12 protein-coding genes and 1 tRNA gene are annotated in these 15,071 nt (G+C 56.7%); 6 read left to right on the forward strand and 7 right to left on the reverse strand.

The features are described 5' to 3' along the window. Positions 1–49 precede the first annotated feature (49 nt). The 3 genes from L881_RS0105560 (at position 50) to L881_RS0105570 (ending at position 2,623) form a co-directional block, all read left to right on the forward strand. On the forward strand, positions 50–613 hold the full coding sequence (locus L881_RS0105560; RefSeq protein ID WP_025732714.1) for a nitroreductase family protein: 564 nt from the start codon (positions 50–52) through the stop codon (positions 611–613). A gap of 200 nt (positions 614–813) precedes the next feature. Beyond that, positions 814–901: transfer RNA gene (locus tag L881_RS0105565), tRNA-Ser, on the forward strand. 252 nt (positions 902–1,153) lie between these two features. Then, complete coding sequence (locus tag L881_RS0105570) at positions 1,154–2,623, forward strand: L,D-transpeptidase family protein (RefSeq protein WP_025732715.1); 1,470 nt, start codon at positions 1,154–1,156, stop codon at positions 2,621–2,623. A gap of 430 nt (positions 2,624–3,053) precedes the next feature. Here L881_RS0105570 and L881_RS0105580 read toward each other — a convergent pair whose 3' ends face one another. Continuing rightward, complete coding sequence (locus L881_RS0105580) at positions 3,054–5,414, reverse strand: phosphoketolase family protein (RefSeq protein ID WP_025732717.1); 2,361 nt, start codon at positions 5,412–5,414, stop codon at positions 3,054–3,056. A 103-nt stretch (positions 5,415–5,517) separates the two neighbouring features. After that, positions 5,518–6,732, reverse strand: a complete 1,215-nt coding sequence (locus tag L881_RS0105585) for an acetate/propionate family kinase (protein WP_025732718.1) — start codon at positions 6,730–6,732, stop codon at positions 5,518–5,520. 290 nt (positions 6,733–7,022) lie between these two features. Between L881_RS0105585 and L881_RS0105590 the strand changes: the two genes are divergently transcribed. The 3 genes from L881_RS0105590 (at position 7,023) to L881_RS0105600 (ending at position 11,150) form a co-directional block, all read left to right on the forward strand. Then, the gene (locus L881_RS0105590) at positions 7,023–8,189 is read left to right on the forward strand and encodes an MFS transporter (protein WP_051464800.1); all 1,167 of its coding nucleotides are present in this window, start codon (positions 7,023–7,025) and stop codon (positions 8,187–8,189) included. Positions 8,190–8,767: 578 nt separating this feature from the next. Beyond that, positions 8,768–9,742 (forward strand): phosphogluconate dehydrogenase (NAD(+)-dependent, decarboxylating), encoded by a 975-nt coding sequence (gene gnd / locus L881_RS0105595; RefSeq protein WP_025732721.1) that lies wholly within the window; start codon positions 8,768–8,770, stop codon positions 9,740–9,742. A gap of 160 nt (positions 9,743–9,902) precedes the next feature. Beyond that, positions 9,903–11,150, forward strand: a complete 1,248-nt coding sequence (locus L881_RS0105600; RefSeq protein WP_025732723.1) for a BaiN/RdsA family NAD(P)/FAD-dependent oxidoreductase — start codon at positions 9,903–9,905, stop codon at positions 11,148–11,150. 73 nt (positions 11,151–11,223) lie between these two features. Here L881_RS0105600 and L881_RS0105605 read toward each other — a convergent pair whose 3' ends face one another. The 5 genes from L881_RS0105605 to cadR all read right to left on the reverse strand — a co-directional run bounded on the left by L881_RS0105605 (position 11,224) and on the right by cadR (position 15,027). Further along, on the reverse strand, positions 11,224–11,514 hold the full coding sequence (locus tag L881_RS0105605; RefSeq protein WP_025732724.1) for a YqjK family protein: 291 nt from the start codon (positions 11,512–11,514) through the stop codon (positions 11,224–11,226). Further along, complete coding sequence (locus L881_RS0105610; protein ID WP_025732725.1) at positions 11,514–11,942, reverse strand: phage holin family protein; 429 nt, start codon at positions 11,940–11,942, stop codon at positions 11,514–11,516. The genes L881_RS0105605 and L881_RS0105610 overlap by 1 nt, the downstream gene beginning before the upstream one ends. Then, complete coding sequence (locus L881_RS0105615) at positions 11,942–12,313, reverse strand: ElaB/YgaM/YqjD family protein (RefSeq protein WP_025732726.1); 372 nt, start codon at positions 12,311–12,313, stop codon at positions 11,942–11,944. The genes L881_RS0105610 and L881_RS0105615 overlap by 1 nt, the downstream gene beginning before the upstream one ends. A gap of 274 nt (positions 12,314–12,587) precedes the next feature. Next, positions 12,588–14,534 carry a phospholipase A gene (locus L881_RS13380; RefSeq protein ID WP_025732727.1) on the reverse strand — a complete coding sequence of 649 codons (1,947 nt, stop codon included), beginning with the start codon at positions 14,532–14,534 and terminating at the stop codon, positions 12,588–12,590. Between the two features lie 7 nt (positions 14,535–14,541). Beyond that, a complete protein-coding gene (gene cadR / locus L881_RS0105625; RefSeq protein WP_211238894.1) occupies positions 14,542–15,027 on the reverse strand; it encodes a Cd(II)/Pb(II)-responsive transcriptional regulator in 486 nt (161 codons plus the stop codon). Between the last annotated feature and the right edge of the window lie 44 nt (positions 15,028–15,071).

A 15,071-nucleotide genomic window follows, 5' to 3' on the forward strand; every position in this document is an offset into this window, starting at 1 on the left:
AGAAGCACTGTCAGCCTACATATTTTTGATCGTTGAAAAGGGGCTATCCATGGATGCCAAGACGCTGCTGCTAAAGCGTAATTCTCACGGGAAACTGGAAGGCCCTGCTCCCACCGAAGAGCAGCTCGATACCCTCTATCGCGCCGCCCTGCGCGCGCCGGATCACAAGGGGCTAACGCCGTGGCGCTTTGTCGAGATCAGCGGTGATGGTCGCAAGCGGCTGGGTGAATTGAGCGCCCGTGCCGAAAAGCTGCGCAAGCCTGATATCAGTGAAGACAAGCTGGACGCTATCAAGCTCAAGGCCGAGCGTGCTCCCATGATTATTGCGGTGATTGCTCGCATCAAGGACAACAAGAAGGTGCCAAGGGTTGAGCAGGTCGCCTCTGCCGCCTGTGCAGCCCACGCCATGCTTTACGCAGCCGAGCTTGAGGGGCTGGGGGCCATGTGGCGTACCGGTGACTTTGCGCATAGTCCGGTAGTGCGCGAAGGCTTTGGTCTTACTCCTGTCGATGAGCTGGTCGGCTTTATCTATCTGGGCCACAAGATAGGGAACGCCAAAAGGCTGCCTAAGCTGGAGCCAAAGGATTTTGTAGAGCGTTGGACATCGCCGTAATCTGGCGCTAAAAGCCCGCTGTCAGTGGGCTGCTGTCGGTATTTTTCAGTTAAGTGCTGGCACAGGGAGTGGCACAAACAGGGGCGAAGGTACCGGCAGGAATGTGGCGGAAGAGGGTAATTTACTGAATCGCTTGCAAAATGCGCTGGATACCGATAAAGTGTGCGCCGTTCTCGTTGCCCAGCGCGGCAGCAAGTGCAGGAGAGGTGTCCGAGTGGTCGAAGGAGCACGCCTGGAAAGTGTGTAAGTCGCAAGGCTTCGAGGGTTCGAATCCCTCCCTCTCCGCCATCAAGTATTTCGAAAAGCCGTCCCTAACAGGGGCGGCTTTTTTGTGTGGGGTAATGCTTTCCCATATATGGTGGGGAAGCTGCTAAGCTATAGTTACTAAATGGAATTCAGCGGTTTCATTGATGAAGTCGATCAATGCAGCGCTGGTAGAAAGCGTGCTCTTGTAACGGGTTCGTAAATGGCGCCATTTAGGGCTAGTCTGAACCCAGACAGTAAAAAAATGAGATACGAAAAGTATCGGGAGGCGTCAAGATGAGCATGTTTTTTGATCGCTTTGCGGTAACAGGGACTGCTATTCCACGCTATGCAGCAGCGGCGCTTTTACTCGCCTGCTGCTCGGGAGTAAATGCTCAGAGTCTTCCTTCGTCAGCAACCGGTGCGGGAGCAGCCTTTGATGACGGTGATGTCAGTACCCAGCAGATAACCCCGGAGCCGGCTTCAACTGCTGACGCCCCAGCCATGGAGAGCGATGCGGGCCAAAATGATATCAACACCAGTGCTGCCGAGCCTGATGTCCCCGTTGAGAAACCGGCCCCTGCTCCGAAACCGAAGCCAAAACCAAAACCCAAACCGGGCAATTGGCAGGTGCCCAATGTAACCACTGAGCCGGCCCCGCTGAACAATCCTGCCAAGCCGTTGCCGCAGCAGAGCTTTTCGGACACGGTGCGTGACGCTGCCGGCAGGCTTTTGCAGGCGCCTTCCTCTCAGGAGAGCGCACTGGCCCCGCTCAGAGCCACCACCCCCTTGCGTGAAGGTGACAGCGGAGAGCATGTCGTTTCGCTGATTAACCATTTGCAGGCGTGGGGGTATCTCGATAAAGAGCCGGAAGGCCCCTTCAACTTTTACGATAGCGCCACGACCGCCAATAAGATCATGACCTTCGATGATACGGTGGAGGAAGCCGTTAAACGCTTTCAGCGTGATCATGGTCTGGTGGCGGACGGTGTCGTAGGCCCGCAGGTAGCGACGGCGCTGAATACTACGCCGGCGTATCAGGCCGAGGCGCTCAGGATCTGGGCTACTGCCATCGACCAGCAGGTTAGTGGGGCGCGGGCGCACGGCGCTCGCTATCTTGTCTTGATCAACGTGCCTTCCTATACCCTGCATCTGATTCGCACCTCCGATGGTAAGCAGGTGCTGGAAAGTCGGGTGGTGGTGGGCACCAAGGCTCATCCGACACCGCTGTTCTGGACTCGCATCACTGGTCTTAAGTACTCGCCCGACTGGGTGGCTCCGCCCTCCATTGCTGGCAGCAGCTACCAGCGTACACCGCCGGGGCCTAATAACCCCCTTGGTCTGTTGCGTTTTACGACCAATAACAATCAGGCGATCTTCCTGCACGATACCAACAACAAGTCGTTGTTTGGTTCAGCATGGCGGGCGCGTTCACACGGCTGCATTCGGGTTCAGCAGTGGGCGGGGCTTGCGCAAACCATTGGGCCGCTCACGCCCGCACAGCTACAGGCGAAGCTCGATCAGCGTCTGACTCTGTTCTCAAATGTGAACGAATCAACGCTGGTTCGCACCGTCTCCTCAATGGTGGATGTCGTCGAAGGCAAGCCGACGGTATGGCCTGATCCTTACCAGTTGGGCAATAACGCGATTGGGGCGAAAAGCCTGCAAGGCATGGTGGAAGGCGACCCCAGTACGCTGTTTGCGACCGCTCCGGGCAAGCCGCTTCAGGCAGGCGATAGTAAACAGGCGGTGCAAGGCGCGCCGTAAGGCGTTCAGCTACCGTGACAAGCGGAAGGGGCTGGGTTGTGATGACTCGGCCCCTTTTTGATGGGGACGAGGGGATGTTTTTCAGCGACGGGAAAGGCTCGGGAGAATGGGGCTTCTCTGTTCCTATGAGCAGGAGGCGCTTCGTTACAGCCAGCATTATCGCCGTGCCGACGCCAGAGAATATGCGCCACGTTGGCAACAGCATGGCCCTGGCATATTGAGGACTAGCCCTTGTCACCATGGAACAGCGCCGCAGAGGTTTCCCTTTGCGGCGCTGTTCTTTCTTTCGGGTTAGCTGCCTGGAATCTGTTTAACGTCTGCTGCGCACCAGCTCTAGTGCGGTAAAAACAGGCTCGGACTGCTTATTTACACCGCGTCCTCACCTGTTTTTGTCTTGCATAGCGCTAGCTCGCGAGACGTTGAAAAGCGCTTACAGGCTCCACTGCCAGTCACTGATCTCTGGCATATCGACGCCATATTCGTCGACATAGCGGCGGTGTTCTACCAGCTTGTCACGCACAAACTGCGTCAGGTAGCCCGATTGGTCATTCATGCCCGGAATGCGTTGCAGCGTATTGAGCACGATATGGTAGCGATCAAGATGGTTCATCACGGTCATATCGAAAGGCGTCGTGGTGGTGCCTTCCTCCCTGAACCCATGTACGTGGAAGTTACGCGCATTCTGGCGTTTGTAGATCAGGCGGTGAATCAACTGCGGATTGCCGTGGTAGGCAAAGATGACCGGCTTGCCGAGCGTGAAGATCGCGTTGAATTCAGCATCGCTGAGACCGTGCGGGTGCTGGGTGTCTGACATTAATGTCAGCAGATCGACCACGTTGACCACACGTACCTTGATATCGGGGGCGTGTTCACGCAGCAATGAGACGGCGGCCAGGGTTTCCTGCGTGGGCACATCCCCTGCACATGCCAGCACCACATCCGGCTCTCCACTCTGATCATTGCCTGCCCAGTGCCAGATACCGATTCCCTGGTGGGTATGCTTGATCGCTTCTTCCATGCTGAGCCACTGGGCCTGCGGCTGTTTGCCGGCCACGATTACATTGACGCGGTTCCAGCTACGCAGGCAGTGGTCAGCTACACAGAGCAGGGTGTTGGCATCCGGTGGGAAGTAGGCGCGCACAATATCCGGCGACTTGCCGACCACGTAATCAACAAAGCCCGGGTCCTGGTGGCTGAAGCCGTTGTGATCCTGACGCCATACATGCGAGGTCAGCAGGTAGTTCAGCGATGCAATCGGGCGGCGCCACTCCACTTCGTTGGCGGTTTTCAGCCATTTGGCATGCTGGTTGAACATCGAATCAACAATATGAATAAAGGCTTCGTAGCATGAGAAGAAGCCGTGACGACCGGTCAGCAGATAGCCTTCCAGCCAGCCCTGTATGGTGTGCTCGCTCAGAATCTCCATGACATGACCGCCGGGAGCAAGGTGATCGTCGTAATCGAAGATCTCCTCCTGCCATGCGCGACTAGAGGCATCCAGTACTGCGTCCAGTCGGTTGGAGTTGTTTTCATCAGGCGAGAATACGCGGAAGTTGGCACTTTTCAGGTTGTTCGCCATCACATCGCGCAGCCAGGTGCCCAGCACGCGGGTGCTCTCACCATTGGTTTGCCCCGGGCTTTTGACTTCTACCGCATAGTCGCCAATAGAAGGCAGCTTGAGCGGGCGCTTCAGAATGCCGCCGTTGGCATGGGGATTGGCACTCATGCGCAAATCACCCTCGGGGGCCAGCGCACGTATTTCGCTGTTCAGCCTGCCATCTTCATCGAACAGCGTTTCGGGCTGATAGCTTTGCAGCCACTGCTCCAGCGCGTTGAGGTGCTTGGGATTGGAAAGATCAGCGAAGGGCACCTGGTGTGAACGCCAGAAGCCTTCGACACGCTCGCCATCAATCTCTTTCGGGCAGGTCCAGCCTTTCGGACTGCGCAGAATGATCATCGGCCAGGTGGGGCGTTCGGTAGCGCCTTCCTCACGCGCGTGATGCTGAATCTCCTTGATTCGCGCAAAGGCGTGATCAAGCGCAACGGCCATCTTCTGGTGCATGGGAGAGGGTAGCTCGCCTTCGACCAGAATCGGCTCATAGCCATAGCCACGGAAAAGCTGCAATAGCTCCTCTTCGGGCATGCGTCCCAACAGTGTCGGGTTGGCAATCTTGTAGCCATTCAGGTGAAGAATAGGCAGTACTGCGCCATCGCTGGCCGGATTGAGGAACTTGTTGCTATGCCAGGAGGCTGCCAGCGGCCCGGTTTCTGCTTCACCATCGCCCACAACACAGGCGGCCGTCAGGTCGGGGTTGTCAAACGCGGCACCGTAGGCGTGGGAGAGCGAGTAGCCCAGCTCACCGCCTTCATGAATCGACCCGGGGGTTGTCGCCGCAGCATGGCTGGGAATACCGCCGGGGAAGGAGAACTGTTTGACAAAGCGCTTGAGGCCGCCCATGTCCTCGGTAATTTCCGGGAAACACTCGCTATAGGTGCCTTCCATATAGGTGCTGGCTACAACACCTGGCGCACCGTGGCCGGGGCCGGTAATGAACATCACGTTATGATGCTGTTCGCGAATGATTCGGTTGAGGTGCAGATAGATAAAGTTAAGGCCGGGCGTTGTACCCCAGTGCCCCAGCAAGCGTGGCTTGGTGTGCTCAAGCTTCAATGGCTCGCGCAGCAGCGGGTTATCAAGCAGATAGATTTGCGCAATGGAGAGGTAGTTGGCTGCCCCCCACCATTGATTGAACAGGTGAATGTCGTGCTCAGAGAGAGGATGGTCGCTCATGCGGTAGAACCTCCATGGCAGGTGAGTGAAGAAGAGATGCCGTCAGTGCGCGCAGGGCGATAAGTCTTGAAAGCGCGATAGGTCATGGCACCCAGTGAAAGGGTTAGTGATGCTGTTGCCAGAATTTCCACACATGGCGTGCCAGCATGCCTTCTTCATCGGTAGGCATGACCAGCACCTGACAGCGGCTATCAGCGCTGCTGATGTGTTGAGGCGATGGCGCATTGTTGGCTGCCTGATCGAGTCGGGTATCAAACAGCGGAGCCAAACGCTCGCAGACAGCGCTGCGAATGGCGGCTGAGTGCTCGCCGATGCCGCCGGTAAAGATCAGCGCATCGACACCGCCCAGCGACACTGCCATGCGTCCGAACTCTTCGGCGACCCGGAAAGTAAAGAAGTCCACGGCGCGGCGGGAGCGTGGGGAATCATCTTCCAGTAACTCACGCATATCACTGGAAACCCCCGACAAGCCCTTGAGACCGGAGTCGTAGTAGAGCAGCTCGCGCAGCTCATCAATGCTGGTGCCCTGTTTCAGCAGGTACAGCATCAGGCCGGGGTCGAGCGCGCCGCATCGGGTTCCCATCGGTAGCCCATCAAGTGGCGTCAGGCTCATGGTGGTATTGATGCTGCGCCCCCCTTGCATGGCGCACAGGCTGGCGCCCGCCCCCAGGTGAGCGACGACAATACGCTGCTCTGCCAGCTCAGGGTTATGGCAGGCGAGCTGTTGGGCGATGTATTCGTAGGAGAGGCCGTGAAAACCGAATCGGCGCAGGCCCTGCTCATAAAAATGGTAAGGTAGCCCGGTCAGTTGGGTGAGTGGATCGCGATGGAAATGGAAGGAAGTATCGAAGCCCGCTACCTGCAAAATGTCCGGTGCCTGTTCTTCAACGGCGTTGATACCGGAAAGAGCAGGGGGCTGATGCAGGGGCGCCAGTTCGGTGAGCTGCTGGATGGTTGCCTTGACCTCGGCATCAATGACCACCGGGCCTTCATAGAAAACGCCACCGTGTACTACCCGATGCCCCACAGCGATCGGTGAAAATTCGTCACTCTTGCGGCTCAATGCAGCGCGCATCCGCTGATAGGCGTCGCTATGGCTGGTGACCTGATGGGCCTCGAACCGTTCAGTGTCGAGTGTGGCACCCTGGCTGTCGGAAATGGAAAGCACTGGGTGCTGGGTAGCGATGCCGCTCAATTCGCCGTGGAGCAGCAGGGCAGGAGGAGTATCTTCGGTGACAGCAAATATCGACAGCTTGAGGCTGGAAGAACCAGCATTGACCACGATGATGGCGGGAACCTGGGAACTGCCTGCACTCATGTCATTCTCCCTAAGAGACACTGGCGTTAGCACTGATAATAGAATTAACCATATAAATTATAAGGTCAATGGTGGAAGAGAGCGGCGAAGTGCTGTATTTACTGCGCATTGAATGGCAAAAGGCGCCTTTTTGTTCTCTTGGGGCAATGAATTTCATGGGTAAACGCAGGGCAGCGCAGTGAGTCAGCGCTGCTGTTGAGCATGTGATGGCGCCATTACGCAGATCCGCATAACTTTCTAAAGCAAATGACAGAAAGAAGTATCAAGGATGCATGAATGAGAGTAAGTCGATGACTGAGCCGCAACGTTTATCAATGGCGCGGCTGCTGCCCCTGACCCTGATCGGGTTCCTCGCCATAATGACCGAAACCATGCCGGTAGGAATGCTGCCCCAACTGGCGGCAGGTCTTGATATCTCGCGCGCCCTGGCTGGGCAGTTGGTCGCCATCTATGCGCTGGGATCACTCACGGCGATTATTCCTATTATCTCGGCCACACATCGCCTCAATCGCAAGCACCTGCTGCTGGCGGCATTGGTGGGGTTCCTGCTGACCAATCTGGCCGCTTCCATCACCCATAATGTGGTGCTGCTGTTTGTTGAGCGTTTTCTGTCGGGCGTTTCGGCGGGCGTGGGCTGGGGGCTATTGGCCGGCTTCGCGGTGCGAATTTCCCCCGCGGCCAAAGCGGGGCGGGCACTGGCTATCATGGGCGTCGGGCAGCCGTTGGCATTGGCTATCGGCACTCCGTTGGTATCGACGCTGGTGGGGATAGTGGGGTGGCAGGGTGTCTTTTTCAGTACGGCGATCCTCGCGCTGCTGACGCTCGGCTGGTGTGGCTGGATGCTGCCGTCAGTGCCAGGTACTTCCCGGCATCAGCATGTACCCATGCGTCAGGTGCTCTCGGACAAGCGTATCCTGCTGCTGCTTGCCACCCTGTTACTGTGGGTCATGGCGCACAATGTGCTGTACACCTACCTCGCGCCATTTCTGGAAGCTGCCGGAAACGCTGATTATCTCGGGTCACTGCTGATGCTGTTTGGTATCGCCTCTTTCGTGGGCATTGCGCTAACGACCGTTTACATCGACCGCTTTCACAACGTGCTGGCTTGCGCAGCGCTTGCCGTGTTTGTTGTGGCGGCCCTTGTCACGTTCCTTATGGCGTCACATCTCTTCATCGTGTTTGGCTGTGTAGCACTATGGGGATTGGCCTTTGGCGGCGCGCCTACGCTGCTGATCAAGTACCTTTCGGATATGGCAGGCAGCCAGATAGATTTCGCCCAGGCAGCCTTTGCCACGGTGTTCAACGGCGCCATTTTTGCGGGATCACTGGTGGGCGGCGCAGCCCTGAACCTCGCCGGAGCCGGCGTAGAGCCTTTATTGCAGGCGCTGCTTGCACTGTTGGCAGCCCTGGCCTGGTGGCGAATGCTGCACCAACACAAGGCATGGCAGGAGCAGTAAGGCACCTTGGTGGTGATGTTGCTAAACTTACCACGGCAACATGTTCATTCGATATTATGGGGCCATACTGCGGTCAGCCCGCCGCTGCATTTTATGAAAAGCCTCTCTACCCGCGCTTCATAAAACGTGCAGCGAGAGATCGTCGAGGTGCACGAAGAGTTCTGGCTGGTGAGCGCAAGAGTAGAGCGGCGGAAATGCACGCAGTAATCTGAAAGGCATGGGTGTCAACATGGCGCTCTTCATCTGTTGTTGCTGCCTGACTGTGTTAGAAAAATGGAACAGGTGCGGTGAATGTGCAGGGCGTTACCGGGCTTACGGCGTCCTTCGTCGCCGCTGAAGAACGGTGAGCAGGAGCGCCAGCGCTGTTTTATCCCAAAGAGTACTTGCCTAATGCTCGTGTAAGTAACTTACAATTCCTGCTGGTTTGCTCTATCAGGTTGTGCAATTTCAGTGACTTTGCGATAGCCTATGTTGCTAAGTTTACTAACACGCGGTATCAATATGCGTGGCTTAATAAATTTTGCGCGCACACGCACAAGTCGCGGACGCTGCGCCCTCGCTAATCAGGAGAGAGAGTCGTGAGAATCGGAGTCGTTGGTCTGGGAAGAATGGGGGGCAACATCGCTCGCCGCCTGCTGAAAAATGGTCACGAATGTGCAGTGTTCGATGCCAATCCAGACACCGTAAAACAGCTCACTGAAGATGGTGCTCAGGGCGCTGCCACACTGAAAGAGCTGGTACAGTCGCTTCCCAAGCCGCGTTCCATCTGGTTGATGCTGCCAGCGGGCGATATCACCAACTCCACCATCAAGGTGCTCGAAGAGTTGCTTGATGAAGGCGATACAGTGATCGAGGGCGGTAACGCGTTCTACAAGGACGACGTGGCGCGCGCTGAAACCTTCGCCAAGAAAGGTATTTCGTATCTGGACGTGGGTGTATCCGGTGGCGTGTGGGGGCTGGATCGCGGCTACTGCATGATGATCGGTGGCGACAAGGAAGTCTTCGAGCGCCATGATCCCATCTTCGCGACGCTGGCGCCGGGGGAAGGTTCCATTCCTAAAACACCTGGCCGTGAGAATCGCGACCCGCGCGTCCTCAACGGCTATCTTTACTGCGGCCCAGTGGGTTCAGGCCACTTCGTCAAGATGGTGCACAACGGTATCGAGTACGGCATGATGCAGGCGTACGCTGAAGGCTTCGATATCATGCGCAACAAAAACCTTGAGAGCCTGCCAGCCAACCTTCGCTACGATCTCGATATGGCGGATATCGCCGAGGTATGGCGTCGCGGTAGCGTGGTCTCCTCGTGGCTGCTTGATCTGATCTCTATCTCCCTTGCCGACGATATCAATCTTGACGAGTTTTCTGGTCAGGTCAGCGATTCCGGTGAAGGTCGCTGGACAATCGAAGCAGCCATCGAAGAAGCCGTACCGGCCAACGTGCTGACCGCGTCGCTTTACACGCGCTTCCGTTCGCGCAGCGGCAACTCCTATGGCGAGAAGCTGCTATCGGCCATGCGTAATCAGTTCGGTGGTCACGTAGAAGCCAAGTAATCCGGCATCTATCGTAGCGCTTGAGCTTGATCGAAGGCCCGCTCCATTCATTTGGGGTGGGTCTTCTGCGTTACAGGCTCAATTCATGATGCATTGGGTTCGCCTTTGCAGCGCTAATTTCCTATTATCGCGGCTACATTTTACCGTTGATAGAGCCGTCATGACCGAGCACTCCCCAGCTATTACTCCCCAGGATACTCCCGTCAAGCGCTACGACTGGGATGTCGTCGTGATTGGTGCAGGCGCTGCCGGCATGATGTGCGCAGCAACAGCAGGCTATCGTGGGCGGCGCGTGCTTGTCATCGAACACGCCAAGCGAGCAGGCAAGAAGATCCTGATGTCAGGGGGTGGTCGCTGTAATTTCACCAATATGGATGCTGCGCCGGAACACTACTTTTCTGCCAATCCCTATTTCTGTATCTCTGCACTGAAACGCTATACACCGCGTGACTTCCTGGAATTGGTGGAGCGCCACGCCATTGACTATGTAGAGAAGGCGCCGGGGCAGCTATTCTGTGCCGAATCGGCCAAGCCGATGGTGGCGTTGCTTGAAACGGAGTGTGAATGGGCGGGCGTTACCACCTGGCTCTCTACTGCGGTCAATAAGGTGGCTGCGCGTGAGCAGGGCGGATTTTCGCTGGCAACCGATCGCGGCACGCTTAGCTGTGAAGCGCTGGTGATTGCAACCGGTGGCTTGTCGATACCGACGCTTGGTGCGAGTGGCTTCGGTTATGAGTTGGCGCGGCAGTTTGGGCTTGAGGTGCTGCCAACGCGCCCTGCGCTGGTGCCCTTTACGCTGACAGCGGGATGGAAGGAGTTCTTTACGCCGCTGGCCGGTATTTCGGTTCCTGTGGTGGTGCGGTGCAACGATGCACGTTATCGCGAGCCGCTATTGATTACTCACCGTGGGCTATCGGGGCCGGTCATGCTGAAAAGCTCTACCCATTGGAACCCGGGGGATAGCCTTCATATCGACTGGTTGGATGGCTTGGATGCCCAGCAAGCGCTGGCTCAATTGCGCCGTGATGAACCGCGTAAACTGCTGCGCCAATGGTTGAGCGAACTATTGCCCAAGCGCCTTGCCCTGGCGCTGGCAGAGTGGTGTTGCAAGGCTGTCGCCGTTGATACCGAGGCGTTTGCCGCTCAGTGGAGCAATGACAGTGTGGCGGCGCTGGCGGAGTGCCTGAATCATTTCTCCCTGAAACCGGCGGGCACCGAGGGCTGGCGTACTGCGGAAGTCACCCTTGGCGGCGTTGATACGCGGGCAGTCTCGTCGAAGGATATGAGCGTGAACACGGTACCGGGGCTTTACTTTATTGGAGAGGTGCTCGATGTGACCGGTCAGTTGGGTGGGTATAACTTCCAGTGGGCATGGTCATCGGGCGTGGCGTGCGGGAATGTTGCCTAGCGCATGGCAGGCATTCAGCCTGACCGCAGAATAAAACCTCGGCCCAGTGATGGCCGAGGTGGTCGGGGAGGGGTTAGCGTGCCTGACTAATCATCTTGCGCACGCCGCGGGTCAGGGTATAAAGCCCAATGCCTTTACGTGCCAGTGTAATCAGTTTGCCAGGCTTTCTAACCAGCCTAAGCGTTATCAGACCACCCACCAGTGCAGCGGGTACCTTCAGTGCTGACAGTTTTTCCACCTTGCGGTCGAAAGAAGCGGTAGCGGTCAGCCATTGATCCGCCGCCTGTTGCACCGCACGCCGCTCGCTGGCAATGCGCCCCTCCAGTCCGCGACGCCTGCTCTGCAAGGAAGAGGATTTTGCCATTAGTCACTCTCCTTTCTCAGTCGCCGGCTGGTTGAATATTCCTCAACGCGCTCTTCAAGCTGCTCGCGATCTTCGCCCAGGTGTTCCAGCGTCGAACGCAATAGCGTGGGACGGCTAGCGATATACTTGACGCGCAGGCCAAGAATGATGGCCAGCACCAGCAGGATACCGGCTGCCGAACCTATCGCCAGCAGGCGGTGGGTATCCCAGAAGTACACCACCACCCATAGCACCAGCATGCCAATACCGAATGCAGCCATCAGCAGCGCGACCATCGCCGTGATAAGCAGCGAGAAGAAGCGATTGCGCTCTTCCTGAAGCTCGATAATCACCAGTTTTAGGCGCGTTTCGCCAGCGCTCAACATCGACGTGAAGAGCTTGCGTGCGCTACCCAGCACTGATGCGGCAGGACCAGAGCGCTGTGGCATTAGCGGCGTCCTGCCAGCAATCCGAAGACCGTGCCTACTGCCGCTGCAATGCCGATGCTGCGCCATGGGTTTTCGTGCACATAGTGGTCAGCGCACTCGAAGGCATCGCGGCCATGCTCGTGAAGGTACTCCTTGCCATCATGTACGCGGGTCTTGAATTCCTCGCTGTAGCTGGCCAGGCGTGCCTTGGCGTTTTCCAGGCGCGAACCCGCTTCGGCACGAAGCTCATCAAGCTGTTCGCTGGAGTCTTCGGCGCTGGACTTCAGAAACTTTTCAACCGTATCAGACAGCTCGCGCAGGTCGTGCTCAAGCTGACGGCGAGAGCGTTCGCCCTGCTGCTTTACGTCTTCAAAATCCTTTCTAGAAGCCATGTTTCCTGTCCTCCAAAGACAAGTGTTAGGAACCTAGAGAGTAGGAAAAAAAAGGTGAATGTTCAACACAATGTCGGAGCGAATGCTGCTTGCTTCGCGATTTGCAGCCACTTATCCATGGCTATCGGAAGGAAAGCATGAGGCGGCAGAAAGGACGGCCTTCGCTGGCACGCGCTGCACAATGCCCGTACTCAAGGGGAAGCGGGCATCGCGGAGGCAGCCAGCAGGCACTTGAAGCGTGGGTGTCAGCGTGGGTGTCAGCGAGAGGTAACGTTTAGTCACCAAGACCGATGTTGTTGAAGCTGACGCCCACACCGATACGGTTAACCCGCCGGTTGTAGTCGATCAGGCTCTCGCCATAGCCATTGTAATATTGCAGGAAGCCATTGATGCTGTGCCAAAGCGGGAAGCTGTATTCAAACTGATGACCAAAATGACCCTTGCCGGGGTTGCCGGTCACGGCATAGGAGAATTCCTGCCTGCCATGGGTGTAGGTGAGTGACATCTGACCGTAACCGAGATAGTTATCAATATCCGGATTATCGTCGCTGTGGTTCGACTCAGGAATACGCCACCACGGCTTGATGCTGGCCTGAAGCGGGCCATTGACCAGAATCATCTCCGCGTAAAGGCGATTCCAGCTACGTGAAATGGGGTCGGAGCGGCCATTGGACTGATGCACAAAGCCAAAGCGGTTGGTGATATTGGTCCAGCCCAGCCAACTATCGCTGTTGGTGAAATCGACAAACAGCTCAGGCTCGTAGTTGGTTTCCCGGAAGGGGGATGAGGCTTTGGAATTGTAGGCTTGCCACCACGACTTCTGCGTATAGGCGACATAAACGTCGCCATTGTCCTGCCATATGTTGTGGAACAGCCGCCCTTTAATACTGAGCTGGAACTTCACTTCATTGTGGTTGGGGTGGCTGTTGGGCGATACCACCGCAAAATCGTTGTTATCCACCGAATCCGTATTGGAAGCGATAGGCAGGACGTAGTTGCGATGATAGGTCGTCAACGAAAGCGGGTTTTCATTGGCGCGTGCTTCGAAGTAGCTGCGTGCTGCGCGAATGCGTTCAATCTGGCTAAGGTGACGGCCATTCGCAGGAGCAGCGGCAGCGATGGCGTCGCTCTGGGATATCTCATCGTACCCTGAACCGATGGGGCCAAGACGCGGTGCTTCGGCCCCGCTGGGCAGATAGGGGTTGAAGCTGACCCCCAGCCCGAAGCGATTCACCTTGCGATCATAATCAATCATGCTTTCGCCATAGCCGTGATAGTACTGCACCATCCCGCGCAGGCGTTCGGTGAGCGGAAAGGTGTAGTCAAGCTCCGCCCCGTAATTGCCATGCACAGGGTTGCCTTTGGCTGCCAGCGAAATCTCATGGTTATTGGCGGTGGTATAGAGCGCTGTTACCTGGCCGTAGCCCATGTACTTTTCGATGTCGCGGTTTTCGTCGTGTTTCTTGGAATCAGGAATACGCCACCACGGCATGAGCGACAGTGTCCATTTGCCGCGCTGGAAAATGGCTTCTGCATAGAGGCGGTTCCAGCTTCTGGAAGCGGAATCCGCATCGTCCTTTTCTTCACCCCCGCGTCCGTTGGACTGGTGAATCAGGCCAATCTGGTTGAGGGTATTGTTCCAGCCCCAGAATTTCTGATGGTTGGTGAAGCGCAGAAACAGCTCCGGCTCATAGTTGGTTTCGCGGAAAGGGGCGGAGTCGCGTGCGTTATACGCTTGCCACAGCGAAAACTGGGTATAGCCCAAAAAGAGATCGCCGTTGTCATGAAACAGGTTGTTAGCGAGATTGACCTTCAGGCTGATCTGATACTTTATTTCAGTGTGCTCAGGATGATGATTGCCCGCCGCGCGATAGTCGCCCATACGCGGCTTTTTGGTGTCATGAGCGATTGGCAGCACATAGTTGAGGCGGTAGGTCGAAATCGCCAGCGGATTGGCATTTGACTCGGCTTCCAACTGCATCGCGCGCTCCAGAGCCTGCTCCGAGAGAGGCTGGCTCTGTTCTGAAGATTCTGAAGAGGAAGCGGTGCTGTCGTCAGCCATCGCGTACTTCATCGGCCCCGTGCTGGCACAGATCAAAAGCGCCAATAGCGGGTAGGAGCCTCTTTTGAGCGCGCTTTCGGCAGAAAACGCCACGCGAGCAGATTCTGCCCCCGTGGCTGGCGGTATGCGCTGATAGCGATGGCGTCGGTATTCGTTCATGAAAAGCCTAGTGCGCACCGTCAATATGAGCTGTGCTGGATGAAGCCTCGGTGGAAGAAGATGGCTGGTCGGTACTATGTCGTTCCAGCCGTGTCAGTATGGCGCATGATTCACCCTCTTGTTCAGTTCCGCAACAGGCATGAAGTTCCGTGAGCTGATCGCGCAGCATTTCAAGCTCTTCAATGCGGGCCTGAACATGGCTAAGGTGGTTGCTGACCACCTGCTCGATCTCCTGGCAGTGGCGATTGCTGCTACTGCGCAAGGCGAGCAGGGTGCTGATTTCATCAAGGGACATATCCAGCGAGCGGCAGCGCCGAATAAAGCAGAGCTGCTCCGCATGCACGGAGGAGTAAAGGCGATAGTTGGCAGCGCTGCGCCTGGCTTCGGGCAGCAGACCTATCCGCTCGTAATAGCGGATGGTTTCAACGGCACAGCCTGCATGTTCGGCAAGCTCGCCTATGCGCAGCGATGAGTGAACCAGGCAGCCTGCCATGACGTGTTCCCTGAAGCCTTGATGAATTGAAGGAGCTTGACCCT

The organism is Carnimonas nigrificans ATCC BAA-78 (assembly GCF_000526695.1).
Taxonomy (GTDB): Bacteria; Pseudomonadota; Gammaproteobacteria; order Pseudomonadales; family Halomonadaceae; genus Carnimonas; species Carnimonas nigrificans.